Raw genomic sequence first — 18,812 nt, forward strand, 5'->3', positions numbered from 1 at the left:
GCATGCGCATCCCCCGCCGCACCCTGCTGGCCGCCAGCCTGGCTGCCCCCCTGGCGGCCCGCGCCCAATCGGCGGAATTCCCGAACCGGCAGGTGCGGATCGTGGTGCCCTTCCCGCCGGGCGGCGGGCTGGATGCCCTGGCCCGCGCCCTGGCGGACCGGCTTCAGCTGGCCTGGCGCCAGGCGGTGGTGGTGGACAACCGGCCGGGCGGGTCCACCGTGCCGGGTACGGACCTGGTCGCCAAGGCGGCGCCGGATGGCCATACGCTGCTGATCACCGCGGACAATTCGATCACCTCGAACCCCCACCTCATCCGCAACCTGCCCCATGATCCGATGAAGGACCTGGCGCCGGTCAGCCTGCTGGTGGATGTGCACCAGATGGTGCTGGTGCATCCCTCGGTGGGGGCGCAGGACATGGCGGGGCTGGTGGCCGCGGCGCGCGCCGCGCCGGGGCGGCTGAACTTCGGCTCCTACGGCAATGCCAGCCAGCCGCATCTCTGCTTCGGCGCGCTGATGGCCCGCGAGCGGATCGAGATGGTGCATGTGCCCTACCGCGGCCTGACGCCGGCGGTGCTCGCCACCCTGGCCGGGGAGGTGCAGATGACGCTGGCAGGCATCGCCTCCGGCGCCGCGCATATCCGGGCCGGCACGCTGCGGGCCCTGGCGGTGGGCAAGCCGACGCGCTTCGCGGCGCTGCCGGAGGTACCGACGCTGGCCGAGGCCGGCTTCGACGATATCGACCCGCGCACCTGGTTCGGCGCCTTCGCCCCCGCCGGCACGCCGCCCGCCCTGCTGGCCCGCATCCAGCGGGACATCGCCACGGCCATGGCCGACCCGGCGGTGGAACAGCGCCACCTGGCGCCTTCCGGCTATACCGTGCATGCGGCGACGCCGGAGGCGACCGCGGAATTCCTGCGCCAGGACCTGGCCTACAAGGCCCGGCTGATCCAGGCGGCGGGGATTACGCCCGACTAGGTCAGGCGCTTTGCCAGCTTGCGTGCCTGGAGATAGCCGATCATCCCGGCCACCGGCGCGGCTGGCAGCAGCAGCAGCCAGCCCAGGTGTTGGCCACCGATGACCAGCCCCATGCCGATGCCGAGCATCATGCCGCCGACTAGGCTGCCGACGACGCCGGCGCTGAGGCCGAGAATCAGGATGTCTTCGCGCGTGACCATGGCGGCGAAGTAGGGGGTTGGGCCCCGGTTTGACAAGGCGGCTACCGCCCCCCTATAGGCGCGCCACTTCCGGGAACGTGGACAGGCCTTCGGGGCCTGCGCCCGCCCTTGGCCATGCTGGCCTCGGGCCTACCGGGACAACCCGCCGCGATGCCCAGAAGGGTGCCGGCACAAGGAAGAACCGGCGATCCGCAAGGAGGCCGGGCAGGAGAAGCGCATGACCAAGCGCGCAGAAAGCAAGTACAAGATCAACCGCCGCCTCGGCGTGAACCTCTGGGGTCGCGCCAAGTCCCCGATCGCCAAGCGCGAATACGGCCCCGGCCAGCATGGGCAGCGCCGCAAGCAGAAGCCGACCGACTTCGGCGTGCAGCTGATGGCGAAGCAGAAGCTGAAGGGCTATTACGGCAACATCGGCGAGAAGCAGTTCCGCAAGTACTACGAGGAAGCCGTGCGCCGTAAGGGCGACACCTCGGAGAACCTGATCGAGATTCTCGAGCGCCGCCTGGACACCATCATCTACCGCATGAAGCTGGCCGTGACGCCCTTCGCCGCGCGGCAGTTCGTGAACCATGGCCATGTGCTGATCAACGGCAAGCGCCTCAACATCCCGTCCTACCTGGTGAAGGACACGGATGTGATCGAGGTGAAGGAGAAGTCGAAGCAGCTGACCTGCGTGCTGGATGCCGCGCAGTCCGGCGAGCGCGACGTGCCGGAATACATCGAGGTCGACCACCGCGCGATGCGCGGCCGTATCCTGCGCGCGCCGAAGCTGAGCGACGTGCCCTATCCGGTGCAGATGGAACCGAACCTGGTGGTCGAGTTCTACTCGCGCTGATCGAGCTTCAGGGCTCGTGTCACCTGGGGGCGGGGTCGCAGGACCCCGCCCTTTTTGCTGCCTTCAGCCAGTCGCCCGGGTTCGGTGGCCGAGGAACAGCAGGATTTCCCGCGCGGCCCGGTCCCAGATGCCGGCTTCGCCCCGGAAGCCATGGTCTGTGTCGAGCAGCACCAGCTCGGTACTGGCCGAAAGCGCATAGCGGCCAGGAATATCCGCACCGCCATAGGGGTCGCGAAGCCCCTGCAGGATCAGGGTGGGCGTGCGCAGGGCGGGCAGATGCGCATAGCGCTCCGGCTCATCCGGTCCGCTCGGCTTGTGAAAGGGGTAGCCGAGGCAGACCAGGGCGCGGATGGGGCGGAGATCTGCCAGCGTGCTTGCGATCCGCGCGCCGGAGGAACGACCCATCAGGATCAGGCGGCCCGGCTCCGGGGCCTCTGTGATGACCTCGCGCAGCCAGTCCTGCCGTTCCGCAAAGCTGCGCGGCAGGGCTTCCTCGGGCGGGATGCCGAAGGCGCTCCCTTCGTTCTCGACGGTGCCTTCCAGATAGGGGCAAAGCGCGGCCTGCAGCGCGGCGCCGAAATTCGCGTCCTTAGGTCTGGAATCACCGCTGAGGAAAATGACCTTGTCGGCCGTGGTTGGTGGCGCTGCCCGAACCGTTTCCAATGCCAGCACCGCCGGCTCGCGGGCCGCATCGCCCGGCGGGAGGGAGAGACTGGTGTCGCCAGGCGCCAGCGGCAGGAGGATCGTGCGATCCCGTGTCAGCAGGCGCGCCGCTGCGAGTGGCAGCGGAGAGTCCAGCCGCCGGATCGGCCAGGTCAGGGCCAACAGCAGGTGGCGCGCATTGGACAGGAAGGGCGCGACCGGCGCCCCGTCCACCCAAGCGAGGAAGGGCGCTGGTCGCGGCGGCACGGTCAGCCGAAGCTGAGGCTCAGGCGGTCGCCTTCGGCATCACGCCATTGTCCTCGAGCAGTGTCTGCAGCTCGCCGGACTGGAACATCTCGGTCACGATATCGCAGCCGCCGACGAATTCGCCCTTCACATAGAGCTGGGGAATAGTTGGCCAGTTGGCGAAGGCCTTGATGCCCTCGCGCAGCTCCTGGTCCTCCAGGATGTTCACGCCCTTGAAGGGCACGCCGACATGGGAAAGGATCTGCACAACGCGGGCCGAAAAGCCGCACTGCGGGAAGACCGGCGTGCCCTTCATGTAGAGCACGACTGGGGTCGCGGTGATCTCGGCCTGGATGCGGTCGAAGACGGGGTTGCTCATATCGGTCGGTCCCTGCTCGGAAAGATCTTCAATCGGGGGCGGAGGTCTGCAGCGCCAGGGCGTGCAGCGCACCCCCCATCCGGCCCTGCAGCGCGGCATAGACGATCTGGTGCTGCTTCACGCGGCTGATGCCCTTGAAGGCGGAGGAGACGACGGTGGCGGCGTAGTGGTCGCCGTCCCCCGCCAGATCCTCGATCGTCACCACGGCATCGGGCAGGGCGGCCTTGATGAGCGCCGCGATTTCCGCCGAATCCATCGCCATCAGCCAGCTTCCCCGTTCATCAGCGCCGGCAGCGTCGCCTCATGGGCTTCCACCAGCCTTGCCACCGATATGGAGGAGCCATCGGCGAGAACCAAGTCCCTTCCGCCACTCCGCCCGGCCAGGATTGCGGGGACGCCGGCCTGCCGTGCCACCGCCAGCAGCGCGGCGCCGTCCCGCACTCCCAGCAGGTAGCGCGCCTGGTCCTCGCCGAACCACCAGCCATGCGCGGCCACGCCGGCGGGCGGGGCGGCCAGGGTCGCGCCGGTGCCGCCGCCCATCGCCATCTCGGCCACCGCCACCAGCAACCCGCCATCGGCCAGGTCGTGGCAGGCCACCACCTCGCCGGCGAGGATGCGGGCGCGGACGAAATCGCCGTTGCGGCGTTCTGCGGCCAGGTCCACCGGCGGCGGCGCACCCTCCTCGCGGCCCGCGATCTCGCGCAGCCAGATCGATTGGCCGAGCCAGCCATGGGTCTCGCCGACCAGTACCAGGTCCAGCCCCGGCTGCAGGGCGAGGCCGATGGCCTGGGCTGCATCCTCGAGCACGCCGACGCCGCCGATCGCCGGTGTCGGCAGGATGCCGCGGCCCTGGGTTTCGTTGTAGAGCGAGACATTGCCGCTCACGACCGGGAAATCGAGCGCGATGCAGGCCGCACCCATGCCGCGCACGGCGGCCGCGAACTGGCCCATGATCTCGGGCTTTTCGGGGTTGCCGAAGTTCATGTTGTCGGTGATGGCCAGCGGGCGGGCGCCCACCGCGGTCAGGTTGCGCCAGGCCTCCGCCACGGCCTGGGCGCCGCCCGCCTCGGGGTCCGCCTGGCAGTAGCGGGGCGTGCAATCCGTGGTCATGGCCAAGGCACGCTTCAGCCCCTCCAGCTTCACCACGGCCGCATCGGCGCCGCCCGGGCGCTTCACGGTCTGGCCGCCGACGGTGCTGTCATACTGGTCCCAGATCCAGCGGCGGGAGCAGAGGTCGAGGCTGCCCACCAGCTTTTCGAGCGCCGGCAGCGGGCCGATGGGATCAAGCAGGTCGGCGGCGGCCAGCACCGGCTGCTTCGGCGTCTCCGCGGTCGGGCGGCGATACAGCGGCGCTTCGGATTCCAGGGGCGCCAGGGGGATATCAGCCTCGATCTCCCCCTTGTGCCGGATGACGATCCGGCCCGTATCGGTGAGGTGGCCGATGACCGCGAAGTCCAGCTCCCATTTGTGGAAAATCGCCTCGGCTTCGGCTTCCCGGCCGGGCTTCAGGATCATCAGCATGCGCTCCTGGGATTCGGAGAGCATCATCTCATAGGCGGTCATGCCGACCTCGCGCTGGGGGACATTGTCCATCACCAACTCGATGCCGACGCCGCCCTTGCCGGCCATCTCCACGCTGCTGCTGGTGAGCCCCGCCGCGCCCATGTCCTGGATGGCGACGATCATGTCGGTGGCCATCAGCTCCAGGCAGGCCTCGATCAGCAGCTTTTCGGTGAAGGGGTCGCCGATCTGCACGGTCGGCCGTTTCTCCTCCGAATCGGCAGAGAACTCGGTGGATGCCATGGTGGCGCCATGGATGCCGTCGCGGCCGGTCTTGGAGCCAACATAGACGACCGGATTTCCAAGACCTGCCGCGGCACTGAGAAAGATGCGGTCCTTCGGTGCGATGCCGACCGTCATCGCATTGACCAGCGGGTTGCCGTTATAGGCCGGGTGGAAATTCACCTCGCCACCCACGGTCGGCACGCCCACGCAATTGCCATAGCCGCCGATGCCGCGCACCACGCCGTCAATCACGCGCTTCATCTTCGGCGCATCCGGCATGCCGAAGCGCAGCGCATTCAGGTTCGCGATCGGCCGCGCCCCCATGGTGAAGACATCCCGCAGAATGCCGCCGACACCGGTGGCGGCCCCCTGGTAAGGCTCGATGAAGCTCGGGTGGTTGTGGCTTTCCATCTTGAAGATGGCGGCCAGCCCGTCGCCGATGTCGATCACACCCGCATTCTCGCCCGGCCCGTGGATCACCCAGGGCGCCTTGGTCGGCAGCGTCTTCAGCCAGACGCGGGAGGATTTGTAGGAGCAATGCTCGCTCCACATGACCGAGAAGATGCCGAGCTCGGTCAGAGACGGCGAGCGGCCGAGGATCGACAGCACGCGCTCATACTCATCGGGCTTCAGGCCGAATTCGGCGGAGAGCTGGGCGGCGCGTTCGGGGGGCAGATACGGCATTGCGGCAAGGGCTCCGGGCGCCTGAGGCGGCAAAGGGGGACGTTGTTCCCCGCGGCCGTTGGGCTTCGGCGCGCGGGGCCTGGCCTCAGGCAGAGGCGAGCGAATCCATCAGGCTGGTGAAGAGCGGCAGCCCGTCCGTCCCGCCCATCAGCGGGTCCACCAGATCCTCCGGATGCGGCATCAGGCCGCAGACCCGCAGGTTGGGGGAGAGGATGCCGGCGATATTGTCGCGTGCGCCGTTTCGGTTGGCGGCGGCGGTGATATCGCCTTCTGGCGTCGCATAGCGGAAGGCGACCAGGCCCTCGCCATTCAGGCGGGCCAGGGTTTCGTCATCGCAGAAGTAGTTGCCGTCGCCATGCGCCATGGGGGAACGGAAGACGGCGCCCTTCTGCCAGTGGCTGGTGAAGGGCGTATCGGCGCGCTCCACCCGCATGTGGCAGTCCATGGACAGGAAGCGCAGCGTCGCATTGCGCAGCAGGGCGCCGGGCAGCAGCCCCGCCTCGGTCAGGATCTGGAAGCCGTTGCAGACGCCCAGCACGAGGCCGCCGGCGGCGGCGAAGTCCCGCACCGCGCGCATGATGGGGGACTGCGCGGCCATGGCGCCGCAGCGCAGGTAGTCGCCATGGCTGAAGCCGCCCGGCAGCACCACCAGGTCCACCCCCGCCGGCAGGGCGGTGTCGCGGTGGAAGACCATGGCCGGCTTGCGGCCACTGACCTGTTCCAGGGCGATTGCCATGTCGCGCTCGCGGTTGGTGCCCGGGAAGACGATGATCGCGGATTTCATGGAGTCACCAGAATATCCAGAGGAGCAGCCCGGCCAGGATGGCCAGGAAAATGAGAAGGCCGAGAAACCAGCATGCGAAGCCGAAGAGCAACCCTTGCGGCCGGTTGCCCCAGAGCGGGCGAAGGATGGGGCGGCCGAGCCTGGCGCAGAGATCGATCAGCAGCTCCAGAAGCTCCTGCACCGATCTCTCCGGCCGCTATTCCAGCCAGACCCGCAACCAGTGAAGGCCGCCCGCGACCGCCAGCGTAACCACGGCGGCCAGTGCCGCGGCGGTCACCCAGCGGTCCAGCCCCTTCTTGCCCCGCGCCACCATCCCCAGCCGCTTCTGGCTCGCCACCGCCGGCAGGCGCTGCTCGCGCCAGCGCAGCCCCATGGCGATCAGCACCGTCAGCACCAGCATGACGAGGAGCGAGACCTTCACCATGGCTGGCTAGGCGAGCTCGACCCTGAAGGACTCGATCACGGTATTGGCCAGCAGGCGCCGGGCCATTTCTTCCGCCGCGGCCTGGGCCTTGGCGGGATCGGTCTCCGCCAGCTCCAGCTCGATCACCTTGCCGGCCCGAACCTCCGCCACCCCGGCGAAGCCCAGGCCTTCCAGCGCATGGCCGATCGCCTTGCCCTGCGGGTCGAGCACCCCGTTCTTCGGCATGATCGTCACGCGCGCCTTCATTGAACGGTCTCCGGACCCTTCATGTCCCGCACCCCCGCCTCGGGCAGGATGCCGAGGCGCTTGGCCACCTCCTGGTAGCCCTCCTCGACCTTGCCGAGGTCGCGGCGGAAGCGGTCCTTGTCCATCTTCTCGCCGGTCTTCACGTCCCAGAGGCGGCAATTGTCCGGGCTGATCTCATCGGCCAGGACGATCCGCATCTCGTCATTCTCATAGAGCCGGCCGAATTCCAGCTTGAAGTCGACCAGGGTGATGCCGACGCCGAGGAAGAGCCCGGTCAGGAAATCATTCACCCGCAGCGCCAGGGCGACCATGTCGTCCAGGTCCTGGGTCGCGGCCCAGCCGAAGCAGGTGATGTGCTCCTCGGACACCATCGGGTCACCGAGCGCGTCGTTCTTGTAGTAATACTCCAGGATCGAGCGCGGCAGGCGCGTGCCTTCCTGGATGCCGAGCCGGGTGGCCAGGCTTCCGGCGGCGACATTGCGGATCACCACTTCCAGGGGGATGATCTCGACTTCGCGGATCAGCTGTTCCCGCATGTTCAGCCGGCGAATGAAATGGGTCGGAATGCCCATCTCGGCCAGCTTCATCATCAGGTATTCGCTGATGCGGTTGTTGAGCACGCCCTTGCCGGTGATCGTGCCCTTCTTCTGCGCATTGAAGGCGGTGGCGTCGTCCTTGAAGTACTGCACCAGGGTGCCCGGCTCCGGGCCCTCGAACAGGATCTTGGCTTTGCCCTCGTAGAGCTGACGGCGGCGCGCCATGGTGCTGGAACTCCTCGACTGCCGCGCGCCCAGGAAGCGGTCGCGCGGGACGGCAGGCCGCTGCGGCCCGGTATCTGCGCGTGCTATAGCAGGGCCTGGACGGCACCGCCACGCCAGGGCCGCGGGTCCGTGATGCATGGCGCTCAGCCGGCGGCTGGCAGGTTGATGTCCTGGAAGGGCGCCAGGCCAGGCGGGGCGGGGCAGAAGCGCCAATGCCGGGCGGTGGGGGCAAGCGCCACCAGGCTCGCGCAGACCGTGCCGAAGCCATCGACTGGCGGAACGCGCAGCGCCTCCCCGATTCCCGCCGCGCCGACGTCATCATCCGTCAGAAGCGTCTCCCAGCTTCGCCAGTCGGCGCGGTCGGGGTCCGGCGCGGGCGCTTGCGCGAAGCGCGGCAGGTGGCGCCGGATGCGCGGGCTGCTCAGGTCGTTCGGATCATGGGCGGTGACCATGGTCAGCCCCTCGTCCAGCGGCACAGCTTCCGGCCGGCCCCGACCCAAGCCGCGGAGAAAAAAAGCCGATCGACGATCGGCGACGACCAGGTTGAAGGGGCGCCAGGCGCCGGCGTCCTGTGCCATCAGGCGGTCCACCGCTGTTTCCGCCGAGCTTGCCTCTGCCGCATCCAGCGGCAGCAGGCCACGCGACGTCTTGCCTATCGCGGGCCCGAGGCTGCCGGGGCGGTTGAGGACCGCCGCCACCACCCCACTCCGGCCCAAGGCCATCCAGGTGCCGCCCGCGGTGCAATCGAGACCGCCGACAACACCAGGCCGCCCCGGCCAATGCGCCGCAGGCGGCAGCCATGCCCGGTCAATCCGTTCGTCGCGGTTGCCCGCCAGGATCAGCGGCCAGGCCGTGCCCGGCCGCCTGAGAAGCACAACGGTGCACACGCGGGAGGCACGATCCTCAGAAGCGGAAGTAGAGCCCCACGCCGGGCGGCGGCGGCGGGCGATAATAGCGCGGCGGCGGTGCATAATAGACCGGCGGCGGTGCGTAATAGACTGGCGGTGGCCCGTAATAACGGGGCGGCGGCCCGCGATAATAGCGCGGCGGCGGGCCGCGCCAGTGGCGGGGCGGCGGCCCGTCATAGTAGCGGCCACGATACCAGCCATCGACCAGCACCACGCCATTCTGCTCGATGACAGGCGATACAACCTTCGCCTCAGCCGCGGCGGCGCCCGCCAAGGCCAGAAGCGCGGCCCCGGCGGCCATCGGCAGAAGTTTTGGCAGGAGACTCATGGGTGCGACCTCCTTGTCGTCCGTCTTATCTAGGCATTGCTTGTGGCAGCACCTGGGCAAAACGGCTCCTTGCCAATGACGGCCTCGCGATCTCTCTCTTTATCCCAGGACCCGCCGGAAGGTATTGTCGACGTGGACGAAGTCCCGGGCGGGGTCCATCGCCGCTTCCAGCGCCGCGGCGTCCATGCAGCCCGCCACCTCCGGATCCGCCAGCAGGTTGGTGCGGAAGTCCCGGGCGCCCGGCTGCCCCAGCGCCTGCCAGGTGGCCATGGCGGCGCGCTGCACGGCGGAATAAGCGCCCTCGCGGCTCAGCCCGGCCTGGGTCAGGGCCAGCAGGACCTTCTGCGAATGCACCACACCGCCCAGGCTGGCCAGGTTCTCCTCCATGCGGCGCGGATAGATGGTGAGCTTGGCCATCATGCCGGTCAGGCGCATCAGCGCGAAATCCAGCGTGATGGTGGCATCCGGCCCGATCACGCGCTCGACGCTGCTATGGCTGATGTCACGCTCATGCCACAGCGCCACATTCTCCAGCGCCGGCATGGCATAGCCACGCACCAGCCGTGCCAGGCCGGTCAGGTTCTCGGACAGCACCGGGTTGCGCTTGTGGGGCATGGCGCTGCTGCCCTTCTGGCCGGCGTGGAAGAATTCCTCCGCCTCCCGCACCTCGCTGCGCTGCAGGTGGCGGACCTCCACCGCCAGCCGCTCCACGCTGCTGGCGACCACGGCGAGGGCGCAGAAGAAGGCGGCGTGCCGGTCGCGGGGGATCACCTGCGTGGAGACCGGCTCCACCGCCAGGCCAAGCTTGGCTGCAACATGGGCTTCGACGCGGGGATCGACACTTGCGAAAGTGCCGACGGGGCCGCTGATGGCGCAGGTCGCGACCTCCGCGCGCGCGGCCACCAGCCGGGCGCGGTTGCGCTGGAACTCCGCATAATGGCCGAGCAGCTTCAGCCCGAAGGTGGTCGGCTCGGCATGGATCCCATGCGACCGGCCGATGGTCGGCGTATGCCGGTGCTCCTCGGCCCGGGCGCGCAGCGCCTCCAGCAAGGCATCGAGATCGGCGATCAGCAGATCCGCCGCGCGCGTCATCTGCACGGCGAGGCAGGTGTCCAGCACGTCGCTGCTGGTCATCCCCTGGTGCAGGAAGCGGGCTTCCGGCCCGATGCCCTCGCCGAGCCAGGTCAGGAAGGCGATGACATCGTGCCGCGTCTCGCGCTCGATGGCATCGATGCGCTCCAGGTCGGCCGCGCTGATATCGGCCACCTTGGCGGCGCCACCCTGGCGGATCGCCCGGGCGGCTTCAGCAGGGATGGTGCCGAGCTCGGCCATCGCCTCCGCCGCCAGCGCCTCGATCTCGAACCAGATCCGGAAGCGCGTCTCGGGTGACCAGATTGCCACCATTTCAGGCCGGCTGTAGCGGGGGACCATTGACCGAATTCCATGCGCGATTGAGCGAGCGTCTCATCGCGCGCCAAGCAGGCGGTTGACAAGTCTCCCGCTGAACGTGGCATTAGCGGCGCCAAAGCGGGATGGATGCTGCAAAACATGGATTTTTCTTCATATGGACCGGAGCTCGTTGCGCTCGGGCAGGTCCTGTTCATCGACATCGTCCTGGCGGGCGACAACGCGATCGTCGTGGGCATGGCCGCGGCCGGCTTGCCGGCTGATCAGCGCCGCAAGGCGATCTTCTGGGGCATCATCGCTGCCACGGTGATGCGCATTGCCTTCGCCTCCATCACCGTGCAGCTGCTGTCCATCGTCGGCATCGTGCTGGCCGGCGGCGTGTTGCTGCTCTGGGTCTGCTGGAAGATGTATCGCGAGCTGCGCAGCGGCGGCAGCCATGCGGAGCAGGAGGGTGTCGAGGCGCTTGAAGGCGAGCCCGGTGGGCCGCCGCGCAAGACGCTGAAGCAGGCGATCATCCAGATCCTCGTCGCCGATGTCTCGATGAGCCTCGACAACGTGCTGGCCGTCGCCGGCGCGGCCAAGGATCATCCCTACATCCTCATCATCGGCCTGGCCTTCTCGGTGGTGCTGATGGGTGTCGCCGCGACGCTGATCGCGCGCTTGCTGGACAAGCATCGCTGGATCGCCTGGATCGGCCTGCTGGTCATCCTCTACGTCGCCATCACGATGATCTACGAGGGGACGAACCAGATCGCCGATACGGTGCCGCAGGCCTACGGCTATCTCTTCCTGCCGCTGGGCTGGATGGCGCTGCCGGGGGTCTTCCCGATTGGTCTCTGGGTCATGGCGACGGTGCTGCATGTGGCGGTGCTGGCGGTGGTCGCCACGGTGATGGTCGACCTGACCCGTCATGTCATGAAGCGGAACCAGGGATGAGCCGCGCCGCGCTTCCGGTCCTCGCGGCGCTGGTCGGCCTCGCGGCCTGCGCCGAGGGCCCGAACACGGCTGGCCCGGCGACGGGGCGGCCCGGAAGCCGGCCGAGCCTGGAACAGATGGCGGGCCGCCTGCCCGCCGAGGTCGGCGCCTTCACCCGCGGCGAAACCACCTGGCATGAGCGCGATCGCCCGGGCTTCGGCGTGGCCGTGGATTATGCCGGGCCGGCGCGCAGTGCCGTATCCACGGTCAGCCTCTATGACCGTGGCGAGGCGATGGTGCCGCAGGAGGTGTCCTCCGCGGCGATCCAGCGCGAATTCAACGCGGCCGTCCAGGATGCGCTCGCGGTGGCGGACCAGCGCACCAGCCAGCGGATCACCGAGGGCGTGCGCTCCGAGATCGCGGTCCCGGGGCAGGCCGCGCTGCAATGCGTGGACCTGCGCGGCACCTATGGCCGGGCGCAGGTGCAGACCCTGCTCTGCGTCGGCGGTGCGGCGGGACGCTACCTCAAGGTGCAGGTGACCTCGCCGGTGCGGCAGGTCCATCCGGTGGACCCGCTGCCCTTCGTGGTCGGCATCGCCCAGGCTGCGCGGGGCTGAAGATCGTCCAGGCCGCCCGCGGCTGAGGGCGTATCGGTGGGCGCCTCAGGCGTCCACCGCCTCCTCGTCCAGCTGGGCGGCATTCTCCTGGATGAAGCGGAAGCGCAGCTCTGGCCGCCTTCCCATCAGCGCCTCGATCAGTTCCGAGGTCCGCGCCCGCTCCTCGGCCGGCAGGACCACGCGCAGCAGGGTGCGGCGCTTCGGGTCCATGGTGGTCTCCTTCAGCGAGGCCGGCGGCATTTCGCCGAGTCCCTTGAAGCGGCTGACATCCACCTTCTGGTTGGCCTTGAATTCCTTCTTCAGCAGCCGCTCCCGGTCCGCATCGTCGCGGGCATAGACTGTCTTGCCCTGGGCCTGCAGGCGGAACAGCGGCGGCTGGGCCAGGAACAGGCGGCCCTGGCGCACCAGCTCCGGCAACTCCTTGTAGAAGAAGGTCATCAGCAGCGCCGCGATATGGGCGCCGTCCACATCGGCATCCGTCATGATGACGATGCGGCCGTAGCGCAGACGGCCGAGGTCGAATTTCTCGCCGGCGCCGCAGCCCAGCGCCTCGATCAGGTCGCGCAGCTCCTGGTTCTGGCGCAGCTTGTCGGCGCTGGCGCTGGCCACGTTCAGGATCTTGCCCCGCAGCGGCAGCACGGCCTGGGTTTCGCGGTCGCGCGCCTGCTTGGCGGAGCCGCCGGCCGAATCGCCCTCGACCAGGAACAGCTCCGTGCCGTCCACGCCCTCCCGCGCGCAATCGGCCAGCTTGCCGGGCAGGCGCAGCTTGCGGGTGGCGGATTTGCGCGGCGTCTCCTTCTGTTCGCGTCGGCGGATGCGGTCCTCGGCGCGCTCGATGCACCAGGCGAGCAGGTTGTCGGCGCGGCCGGGATCGCCTGCCAGCCAATGGTCGAAATTGTCGCGCAGCGCCGCTTCCACCAGCCGGGCGGCCTCGGGGCTGGTCAGCCGGTCCTTGGTCTGGCCCTGGAATTGCGGGTCCCGCACGAAAACGGAGAGCATGCCGGCCAGGCCGCCGAGCAGATCCTCGGCCGTGACATTCGCGGCCCGGCGTTCCTTCTTCAATTCGCCATAGGCCCGCAGGCCCTTCACCAGCGCCGCGCGCAGCCCCGCCTCATGCGTGCCGCCCTGCGGCGTCGGGATGGTATTGGCATAGGTCGAGAGGAAGCCGTCGCCTTGCTCGAGCCAGGTCACGGCCCATTCGGCGCGGCCGGCGCCTTCCGGGAATGTCGCCTCGCCAGCCCAGGGGGTCGGCACCACGGGGGCGCGCCCCTCGACCGAAGCGGCCAGGAAGTCCGAGAGGCCGCCGGGGAAGTGCAGCACCGCCTGGGCCGGCGTCTCCGTGCCTTCCACCAGCTTCGGGTCGCAGGACCAGCGGATCTCCACGCCTCGGAACAGATAGGCCTTGGATCGGCACAGCCGATGCAGCCGGGCTGGGCTGAAGGACAGCTTGCCAAAGATCTCGGGGTCCGGCTTGAAGCGCACCTGCGTGCCGCGCCGGTTCTGGACCGGCCCCACCGTCTTCAGCTTCTGCACCGGCCGGCCGCGCTCGAAGGCATGCGCGTAAAGGGTGCGGTCGCGTGCGACCTCCACCTCCATCCGCTCGGCCAGCGCATTCACCACGGAGGAGCCGACGCCGTGCAGGCCGCCCGAGGTCTCATAGGCCTTGCCGGAGAACTTGCCGCCCGAATGCAGCGTGGTGAGGATCACCTCGAGCGCCGAGAGCTTGGGAAAGCGCGGATGGGGATCGACGGGGATGCCGCGGCCATTGTCGCGCACCGTCAGCCAGTCACCGGCTTCCAATGAGACCTCGATCCGGTCGGCGTGCCCGGCCACGGCCTCGTCCATGGCATTATCCAGGATCTCAGCCGCCAGGTGGTGAAGCGCGTTCTCATCGGTGCCGCCGATATACATGCCGGGGCGCCGCCGGACGGGCTCCAGCCCCTCAAGGACCTCGATGTCCTTGGCGGAGTAGTCGGACGGGGCAGGGGCCGCGACGGCCGCGGCCGGCTTGGGCGCCGGCTTCGCGGCACGGCCGGCCTTGAACAGGTCGTTCATGCTGTGTTCTCAAGTTCCGGCCGAAAGATAGCGGCCGGCCGCGCCCCGCACAACCAAAGCGCAAGGCGCTGGTCCTGCGGGGCGCGATCAGGCGCCGACTCAGTTGGTCGCCGTCGCCTCCAGCATCCAGAGCGCCTTGTCCAGGTTCTTGGACACATTGGTCAGGATATCGGCGGTATCCGCGTCGCCAGCTTCATCCGTGTCATCGATGCCCTCGCGCACCGACTTCGCCATGGCCGCATAGCGGTCCATCAGCGCCGCGACATGGTCGGCGCCGGCTTTCAGCTCGGCCGGATAGGGTGCAAGGCGGGTCTTCGCGGCAACGTTCTGGCTGGCGCCGATCGCGGTGCCCCCCAGCTGCACCAGGCGCTCCGCCAGCAGGTCGATATCGTCGGCCAGGGTGTTGTAGAAAGTCTCGAACATCAGGTGCAGGCCGTGGAAGTTGGAGCCCTTCACGTTCCAATGCGCCTGGCGTGTCGTGTTGTAGAGGTCGATGCCGTCGGTCAGGCAGGCCTGCAGCACCTCGATCGAGGCAGCCTTGGTATTGTCCTGCAGGTCGTTGCGGCTTTTCGGGGCGGACTTGGCCATGGGAGTGTCTCCATTGCTGTTGCGTCGCCCCCTAACGTGGAGAGGGGCCTTCGCGTTGCATCCCCTCAGCCGTGCATTCCCGGCATGACATTCAGGTAGCGCGCGGCCTCCGGCGCCTCCGGCCCGCGATGCAGCGCGGCGGCCTGGGCCAGCACGCTGCGGTCCCATTCCGTCATCCGTTCCTCCTCGCGCAGATGCTCGGTCCAGCTTTCCATCAGCCAGAGCTCCACCCAGAGCTCGGGATGGGCGACATCCTCATAGAGCCGCCAGCCCTGGGCACCGCTGCGCAGGCGGACCTGGCGGCAGGCTGCCATGGCCGCCAGGAAGGCGGCCCGGTCCGCGGGGGCGATGCGATAGCGCACAGCCTCCAGCACTCGGCCGCTGTCATCGTTCAGCAGCGCAGCCAGGGATGGTGCCGCGGGTTCGGGCATCGGCACGGCGGGCGGGCGCGCATCTGCCGGCCGAGTCGCGGTTTCGGCCGAGGGGGGCTCGATCGGGTAGCGCCTGACCAGCAGGCCCGTCGCCGCGCAAAGCACCCCCGACAGTCCCATCGCATAGCCGATGCCGAAGGTCTCACCGCCCCAGCCGCCGAAGCCGGCGCCCAGGGTCAGCCCGCCGAAGGTCACCAGCTGGTAGATGCCGATGGCGCGCGCCCGGACCCAGCTCGGCACGGAGAGCTGCGCAGAGGCCTGCAGCGTGGAGGCGCCGGCCAGCCAACCGACGCCGTAGAGCAGCATGGCGAGCATGGCCACCGCCCAGTGCGTCGCCTGGCCCAGCAGAGCCAGGGCGCAGCCCGTCAGCACGGCCGCCGCCGTCACCGTGCCGCTGCGATCGAGTCGCGCCCGCAGGGAGGGCAGCAGGAAGCCTGCGCCCACGGCGCCGACGCCCATCGCCGCCAGCATGATGCCGAACCATTCGGGCCCCAGCCCCAGCTGCTGGCGTACCAGCAGCGGCAGAAGCCCCCAGAGCACGGCAGCGAAAAGGAAGAAGACGAAGCCGCGCAGCATGATGCCGCGCAACACCGGGCTGGCCCGGGTATAGCCAAGGCCCGCGCGGATGGCGGACAGGAAGTGCTCCTTCGGCAGGCTGGCCCGCGGTGCCTCCCGCTTCCACAGCACCAGGGCCAGGATGACGACGAGGAAGGAGACGGCGTTCAGCGCGAAGGTCGCCTCCGCCCCCGCCGCTGCGACGGTAAAGCCGCCCAGCGCCGGGCCGATGGTGCGTGCCAGGTTGAAGCCGATGCCATTCAGCACGATGGCCCCGGTCAGGTCCTGGCGCGGCACCGTCTCCGGCGTCGTCGCCGCCCAGGCGGGCGAGTTCATCGCCGTGCCGATGCCGATGGCGAAGGTCAGCGCCACCAGCCCCCAGGGGCCGAGCTGCCCTGTCCAGGCCAGGAAGGCCAGCAGGGTGCCGGCGCCCGCGATCCAGGCCTGCGCGATGATCAGGAAGCGTCGGCGATCGACGATATCCGCCAGCGCGCCGGCGGGCAGGGCGAGCAGGAAGACCGGCAGCAGGCTGGCCACCTGCACCATGCTCACCATCAGCGGCGAGGGGGCGAGGGAGGTCATCAGCCAGCCGGCACCCGTATTCTGCATCCACATGCCGGTGTTACTGCACAGATTGGCCAGCCAGAGCATGCGGAAGGCGGGGTGGCGGAGCGGGGTGAGGGCGCTGGGAAGGGGCATCCCGGGCAAGGTGGCCGGGGCAGGGCGCCAGGGAAAGCGTTTCCTGCAGAATTTTGCCACGCGGCCCACGGCTTTGGCTATCCTGGGGCCGCCATGACGCCGCCAAATCCCGCGACCTATGCCGAATTCTGGCCGCACTACCTGCGCGCCCATGCCCACCCTCGCACCCGCGCCATCCATGCGGCTGGGACGGTGGCGGGGCTGGTGGTCTTCCTCTGGGGCCTGGTGGCAGGGCCGGCCTGGCTGATGCTGCTGGCGCTGGTCATCGGCTATGGCGCGGCCTGGGCCTCGCACCTGCTGATCGAGCACAACCGGCCGGCGACCTTCGGCCACCCGCTCTGGTCGCTCGGCAGCGACCTGCGGATGGCCTGGCTGCTGCTGACCGGGCGGCTGGATGGGGAGCTGCGCCGGGCCGGGCTGGATCCCGCCAGCCCGCGCTGAGCCTCAGGCCAGGGCGAACTTCACCACGGACATCGCGGCCAGCAGCCAGACGGCGCCATGCACCTCCGCCGCGCGGCCGGCCATCACCTTGATCAGCGCATAGGTGATGAAGCCGAGGCCGAGGCCGGTCGCGATGGAGAAGGTGAAGGGCATGGCCAGCGCCGTCAGGATCGCCGGCAGGTATTCCGTGGCATCGTCCCAGGCCAGGTCCTGCAGCCCCTTGGCCATCAGGCAGGCGACGAAGAGCAGCGCCGGGGCGGTGGCGATGGCCGGGATGGCCGTGGCCAAAGGCGCCAGGAACAGGGTCAGCAGGAACAGCACGGCGACCGTCACCGCCGTCAGCCCGGTGCGGCCGCCGGCCTGGATGCCGGCCGCGCTCTCGATATAGCTGACGGTGGTGGAGGTGCCGAGCGCGGCGCCAATCATCGCGCCGCCGCTATCGGCCATCAGCACGCGCCCCAGCCGCGGCACCGTACCATCCGGGTTCATCAGGCCGGAGCGATGGGCGGTGGCGATCAGCGTGCCGGTATTGTCCAGCAGGTCCAGCAGGAAGAAGGTGAAGACGATCGCGACCAGGCCCAGCTGCAGCGCGCCGGCGATATCCATCTGCAGGAAGGTGGGCGCGAGCGATGGCGGCAGGGAGACGAGGCCCTTGAACTCGGTCAGGCCGAAGGGCAGGCCGATCGCCGCGGTGGCCAGGATGCCCAGCACGATGGCCCCCGGCACGGCGCGGGCCGCGAGCCCCGCGATCAGCAGGAAGCCGGCGCAGGCGATCAGCGTGCCGGGCGCCGTCACGCGCCCCAGGCCCACCATGGTGGCCGGATTGGCCACGACCAGGCCCATGCCCTGCAGGCCGATCAGCGCCAGCAGGAAGCCGATGCCGGCGGCGATGCCGAGCTTCAGCGACATGGGAATGCCGTTGATCAGCCATTCCCGTATGCGCAGCACGGAGACCAGGAAGAACAGCAGGCCGGAGACGAAGACGGCGCCGAGTGCCACCTGCCAGGGAATGCCCATGGCGCCCACCACGACGAAGGCGAAATAGGCGTTCAACCCCATGCCCGGGGCCAGGGCGATGGGATAATTGGCCAGCAGGCCCATCAGCAGGCTGCCGATGGCGGCCGCGAGGCAGGTGGCGACGAAGGCGGCGCCCTGGTCGATGCCGGCGGCCGCCATGATGGAGGGATTGACCACGGCGATATAGACCATGGTCAGGTAGGTCGAGAGGCCGGCCAGGACTTCGGTGCGCGGCGTGGTGCCGCGCGCGCTGAGTTCGAAGAACCGATCCATGGGGGGCCGCTCCGGCAGGTCTGGAATGCCGGAGCCTAAGCGGTGGTGCCGGCGTGTCCAGACCGGTCAGTAGTTCGCCTTCTTCTCCACGTCGAAGCCGCGCTTGGCGATCAGCATGGTGCGGTCGAATTCGCAGACCAGCTTGCCGTCCTGGTTGAAGCCGCGGGTGCGGACATTGACGATGCCGGCATTCGGGCGGGATTTCGATTCGCGCTTGTCCAGCACCTCGCTCTCACCCGAAAGCGTGTCGCCGGCAAACAGCGGGAAGGTCAGCTTGATCTCCTTCCAGCCGAGATTGGCGATGGCTTTCTGGGAGACATCGCTGACGCTCATCCCCACCAGCAGCGCGACGGTGAAGGGGGAGCAGATGATGCAGCGGCCGAATTCGGAATGCTTGGCGTATTCGGCATCGAAGTGCATCGGGTGCTGGTTCATCGTCAGCAGGGTGAACCAGGTGTTCTCGGTTTCGGTGATCGTGCGGTTGGGCCGATGCTCATAGATGTGGCCGGGCTCGAAATCCTCGAAATAGCGGCCGAAGCTCTCGCGGAAGCGGTTCGGCGCCACTTCGGCATGCGTCTGCACCATGCTGCGTTCTCCCAACTTGTCCGGACAAAT

General features: G+C 68.9%; 22 protein-coding genes and 1 pseudogene. 5 read left to right on the forward strand and 18 right to left on the reverse strand.

From position 1 onward, the window contains the following. Nucleotides 1–2: 2 nt before the first annotated feature. Nucleotides 3–977, forward strand: coding sequence for a Bug family tripartite tricarboxylate transporter substrate binding protein (locus ACTIF1_RS08505; protein WP_439595964.1), 975 nt, complete (start codon nucleotides 3–5; stop codon nucleotides 975–977). Here the strand turns inward: ACTIF1_RS08505 and ACTIF1_RS08510 are convergent. Further along, nucleotides 974–1,177 carry a hypothetical protein gene (locus tag ACTIF1_RS08510; protein WP_439595965.1) on the reverse strand — a complete coding sequence of 68 codons (204 nt, stop codon included), beginning with the start codon at nucleotides 1,175–1,177 and terminating at the stop codon, nucleotides 974–976. The two genes, ACTIF1_RS08505 and ACTIF1_RS08510, sit on opposite strands and share 4 nt — an antisense overlap. A 217-nt stretch (nucleotides 1,178–1,394) precedes the next feature. Here ACTIF1_RS08510 and rpsD point away from each other — a divergent pair, with 217 nt between their 5' ends. Then, nucleotides 1,395–2,012 (forward strand): 30S ribosomal protein S4, encoded by a 618-nt coding sequence (rpsD, locus tag ACTIF1_RS08515; protein WP_168051271.1) that lies wholly within the window; start codon nucleotides 1,395–1,397, stop codon nucleotides 2,010–2,012. Between the two features lie 63 nt (nucleotides 2,013–2,075). On the opposite strand, the gene ACTIF1_RS08520 is transcribed toward rpsD, so the two are convergent. The 12 genes from ACTIF1_RS08520 to purB form a co-directional block, all read right to left on the reverse strand. Beyond that, nucleotides 2,076–2,837 (reverse strand): alpha/beta hydrolase family protein, encoded by a 762-nt coding sequence (locus tag ACTIF1_RS08520; RefSeq protein ID WP_439595966.1) that lies wholly within the window; start codon nucleotides 2,835–2,837, stop codon nucleotides 2,076–2,078. A 103-nt stretch (nucleotides 2,838–2,940) separates the two neighbouring features. Next, nucleotides 2,941–3,279, reverse strand: coding sequence for a Grx4 family monothiol glutaredoxin (gene grxD, locus ACTIF1_RS08525; protein WP_439595967.1), 339 nt, complete (start codon nucleotides 3,277–3,279; stop codon nucleotides 2,941–2,943). 28 nt (nucleotides 3,280–3,307) lie between these two features. Next, nucleotides 3,308–3,541 carry a BolA family protein gene (locus ACTIF1_RS08530; RefSeq protein ID WP_168051265.1) on the reverse strand — a complete coding sequence of 78 codons (234 nt, stop codon included), beginning with the start codon at nucleotides 3,539–3,541 and terminating at the stop codon, nucleotides 3,308–3,310. Then, nucleotides 3,541–5,748, reverse strand: a complete 2,208-nt coding sequence (gene purL, locus ACTIF1_RS08535) for a phosphoribosylformylglycinamidine synthase subunit PurL (protein ID WP_439595968.1) — start codon at nucleotides 5,746–5,748, stop codon at nucleotides 3,541–3,543. Before purL ends, ACTIF1_RS08530 begins: the two co-directional genes overlap by 1 nt. Before the next feature lie 85 nt (nucleotides 5,749–5,833). Then, entirely contained in the window at nucleotides 5,834–6,532 is a 699-nt protein-coding gene (gene purQ, locus ACTIF1_RS08540) for a phosphoribosylformylglycinamidine synthase subunit PurQ (protein ID WP_439595969.1), read from the reverse strand. A 4-nt stretch (nucleotides 6,533–6,536) separates the two neighbouring features. Then, complete coding sequence (locus ACTIF1_RS08545) at nucleotides 6,537–6,713, reverse strand: hypothetical protein (protein WP_439595970.1); 177 nt, start codon at nucleotides 6,711–6,713, stop codon at nucleotides 6,537–6,539. 15 nt (nucleotides 6,714–6,728) lie between these two features. Then, complete coding sequence (locus ACTIF1_RS08550; protein WP_439595971.1) at nucleotides 6,729–6,956, reverse strand: hypothetical protein; 228 nt, start codon at nucleotides 6,954–6,956, stop codon at nucleotides 6,729–6,731. Nucleotides 6,957–6,962: 6 nt separating this feature from the next. Beyond that, nucleotides 6,963–7,202: a phosphoribosylformylglycinamidine synthase subunit PurS gene (gene purS, locus ACTIF1_RS08555; protein ID WP_439595972.1), complete on the reverse strand. Its 240-nt coding sequence runs from the start codon at nucleotides 7,200–7,202 to the stop codon at nucleotides 6,963–6,965. Further along, nucleotides 7,199–7,963 carry a phosphoribosylaminoimidazolesuccinocarboxamide synthase gene (gene purC, locus ACTIF1_RS08560; RefSeq protein WP_439595973.1) on the reverse strand — a complete coding sequence of 255 codons (765 nt, stop codon included), beginning with the start codon at nucleotides 7,961–7,963 and terminating at the stop codon, nucleotides 7,199–7,201. The genes purS and purC overlap by 4 nt, the downstream gene beginning before the upstream one ends. A 143-nt stretch (nucleotides 7,964–8,106) precedes the next feature. Further along, on the reverse strand, nucleotides 8,107–8,934 hold the full coding sequence (locus ACTIF1_RS08565) for an NRDE family protein (protein ID WP_439595974.1): 828 nt from the start codon (nucleotides 8,932–8,934) through the stop codon (nucleotides 8,107–8,109). Beyond that, nucleotides 8,867–9,199 (reverse strand): hypothetical protein, encoded by a 333-nt coding sequence (locus tag ACTIF1_RS08570; protein ID WP_439595975.1) that lies wholly within the window; start codon nucleotides 9,197–9,199, stop codon nucleotides 8,867–8,869. The genes ACTIF1_RS08565 and ACTIF1_RS08570 overlap by 68 nt, the downstream gene beginning before the upstream one ends. 99 nt (nucleotides 9,200–9,298) lie before the next feature. Then, nucleotides 9,299–10,630 (reverse strand): adenylosuccinate lyase, encoded by a 1,332-nt coding sequence (gene purB, locus ACTIF1_RS08575; protein ID WP_439595976.1) that lies wholly within the window; start codon nucleotides 10,628–10,630, stop codon nucleotides 9,299–9,301. Nucleotides 10,631–10,747: 117 nt separating this feature from the next. Here purB and ACTIF1_RS08580 point away from each other — a divergent pair. Further along, a pseudogene (locus ACTIF1_RS08580) lies at nucleotides 10,748–11,374 on the forward strand (TerC family protein); the annotation flags it as partial. Nucleotides 11,375–11,538: 164 nt separating this feature from the next. After that, a complete protein-coding gene (locus ACTIF1_RS08585; RefSeq protein WP_439595977.1) occupies nucleotides 11,539–12,138 on the forward strand; it encodes a hypothetical protein in 600 nt (199 codons plus the stop codon). A 45-nt stretch (nucleotides 12,139–12,183) separates the two neighbouring features. On the opposite strand, the gene parE is transcribed toward ACTIF1_RS08585, so the two are convergent. From parE to ACTIF1_RS08600, 3 genes are all read right to left on the reverse strand, one after another. Then, nucleotides 12,184–14,193: a DNA topoisomerase IV subunit B gene (gene parE / locus ACTIF1_RS08590; protein WP_439595978.1), complete on the reverse strand. Its 2,010-nt coding sequence runs from the start codon at nucleotides 14,191–14,193 to the stop codon at nucleotides 12,184–12,186. A gap of 99 nt (nucleotides 14,194–14,292) precedes the next feature. Further along, the gene (gene dps / locus ACTIF1_RS08595; RefSeq protein ID WP_439595979.1) at nucleotides 14,293–14,781 is read right to left on the reverse strand and encodes a DNA starvation/stationary phase protection protein Dps; all 489 of its coding nucleotides are present in this window, start codon (nucleotides 14,779–14,781) and stop codon (nucleotides 14,293–14,295) included. Nucleotides 14,782–14,846: 65 nt separating this feature from the next. Next, a complete protein-coding gene (locus ACTIF1_RS08600) occupies nucleotides 14,847–16,466 on the reverse strand; it encodes an MFS transporter (protein WP_439595980.1) in 1,620 nt (539 codons plus the stop codon). 93 nt (nucleotides 16,467–16,559) lie between these two features. On the opposite strand from ACTIF1_RS08600, the gene ACTIF1_RS08605 reads away from it, so the two are divergent. Then, nucleotides 16,560–16,907, forward strand: a complete 348-nt coding sequence (locus ACTIF1_RS08605) for an Mpo1-like protein (protein ID WP_439595981.1) — start codon at nucleotides 16,560–16,562, stop codon at nucleotides 16,905–16,907. 3 nt (nucleotides 16,908–16,910) lie between these two features. On the opposite strand, the gene ACTIF1_RS08610 is transcribed toward ACTIF1_RS08605, so the two are convergent. Together ACTIF1_RS08610 and ACTIF1_RS08615 are read right to left on the reverse strand one after the other, a co-directional pair. Continuing rightward, the gene (locus ACTIF1_RS08610; protein WP_439595982.1) at nucleotides 16,911–18,197 is read right to left on the reverse strand and encodes an NCS2 family permease; all 1,287 of its coding nucleotides are present in this window, start codon (nucleotides 18,195–18,197) and stop codon (nucleotides 16,911–16,913) included. Between the two features lie 66 nt (nucleotides 18,198–18,263). Continuing rightward, nucleotides 18,264–18,782 (reverse strand): MaoC family dehydratase, encoded by a 519-nt coding sequence (locus tag ACTIF1_RS08615; RefSeq protein WP_439595983.1) that lies wholly within the window; start codon nucleotides 18,780–18,782, stop codon nucleotides 18,264–18,266. Nucleotides 18,783–18,812: the final 30 nt, after the last annotated feature.

The organism is Falsiroseomonas sp. (assembly GCF_051860665.1).
Classification (GTDB): Bacteria; Pseudomonadota; Alphaproteobacteria; order Acetobacterales; family Acetobacteraceae; genus Falsiroseomonas.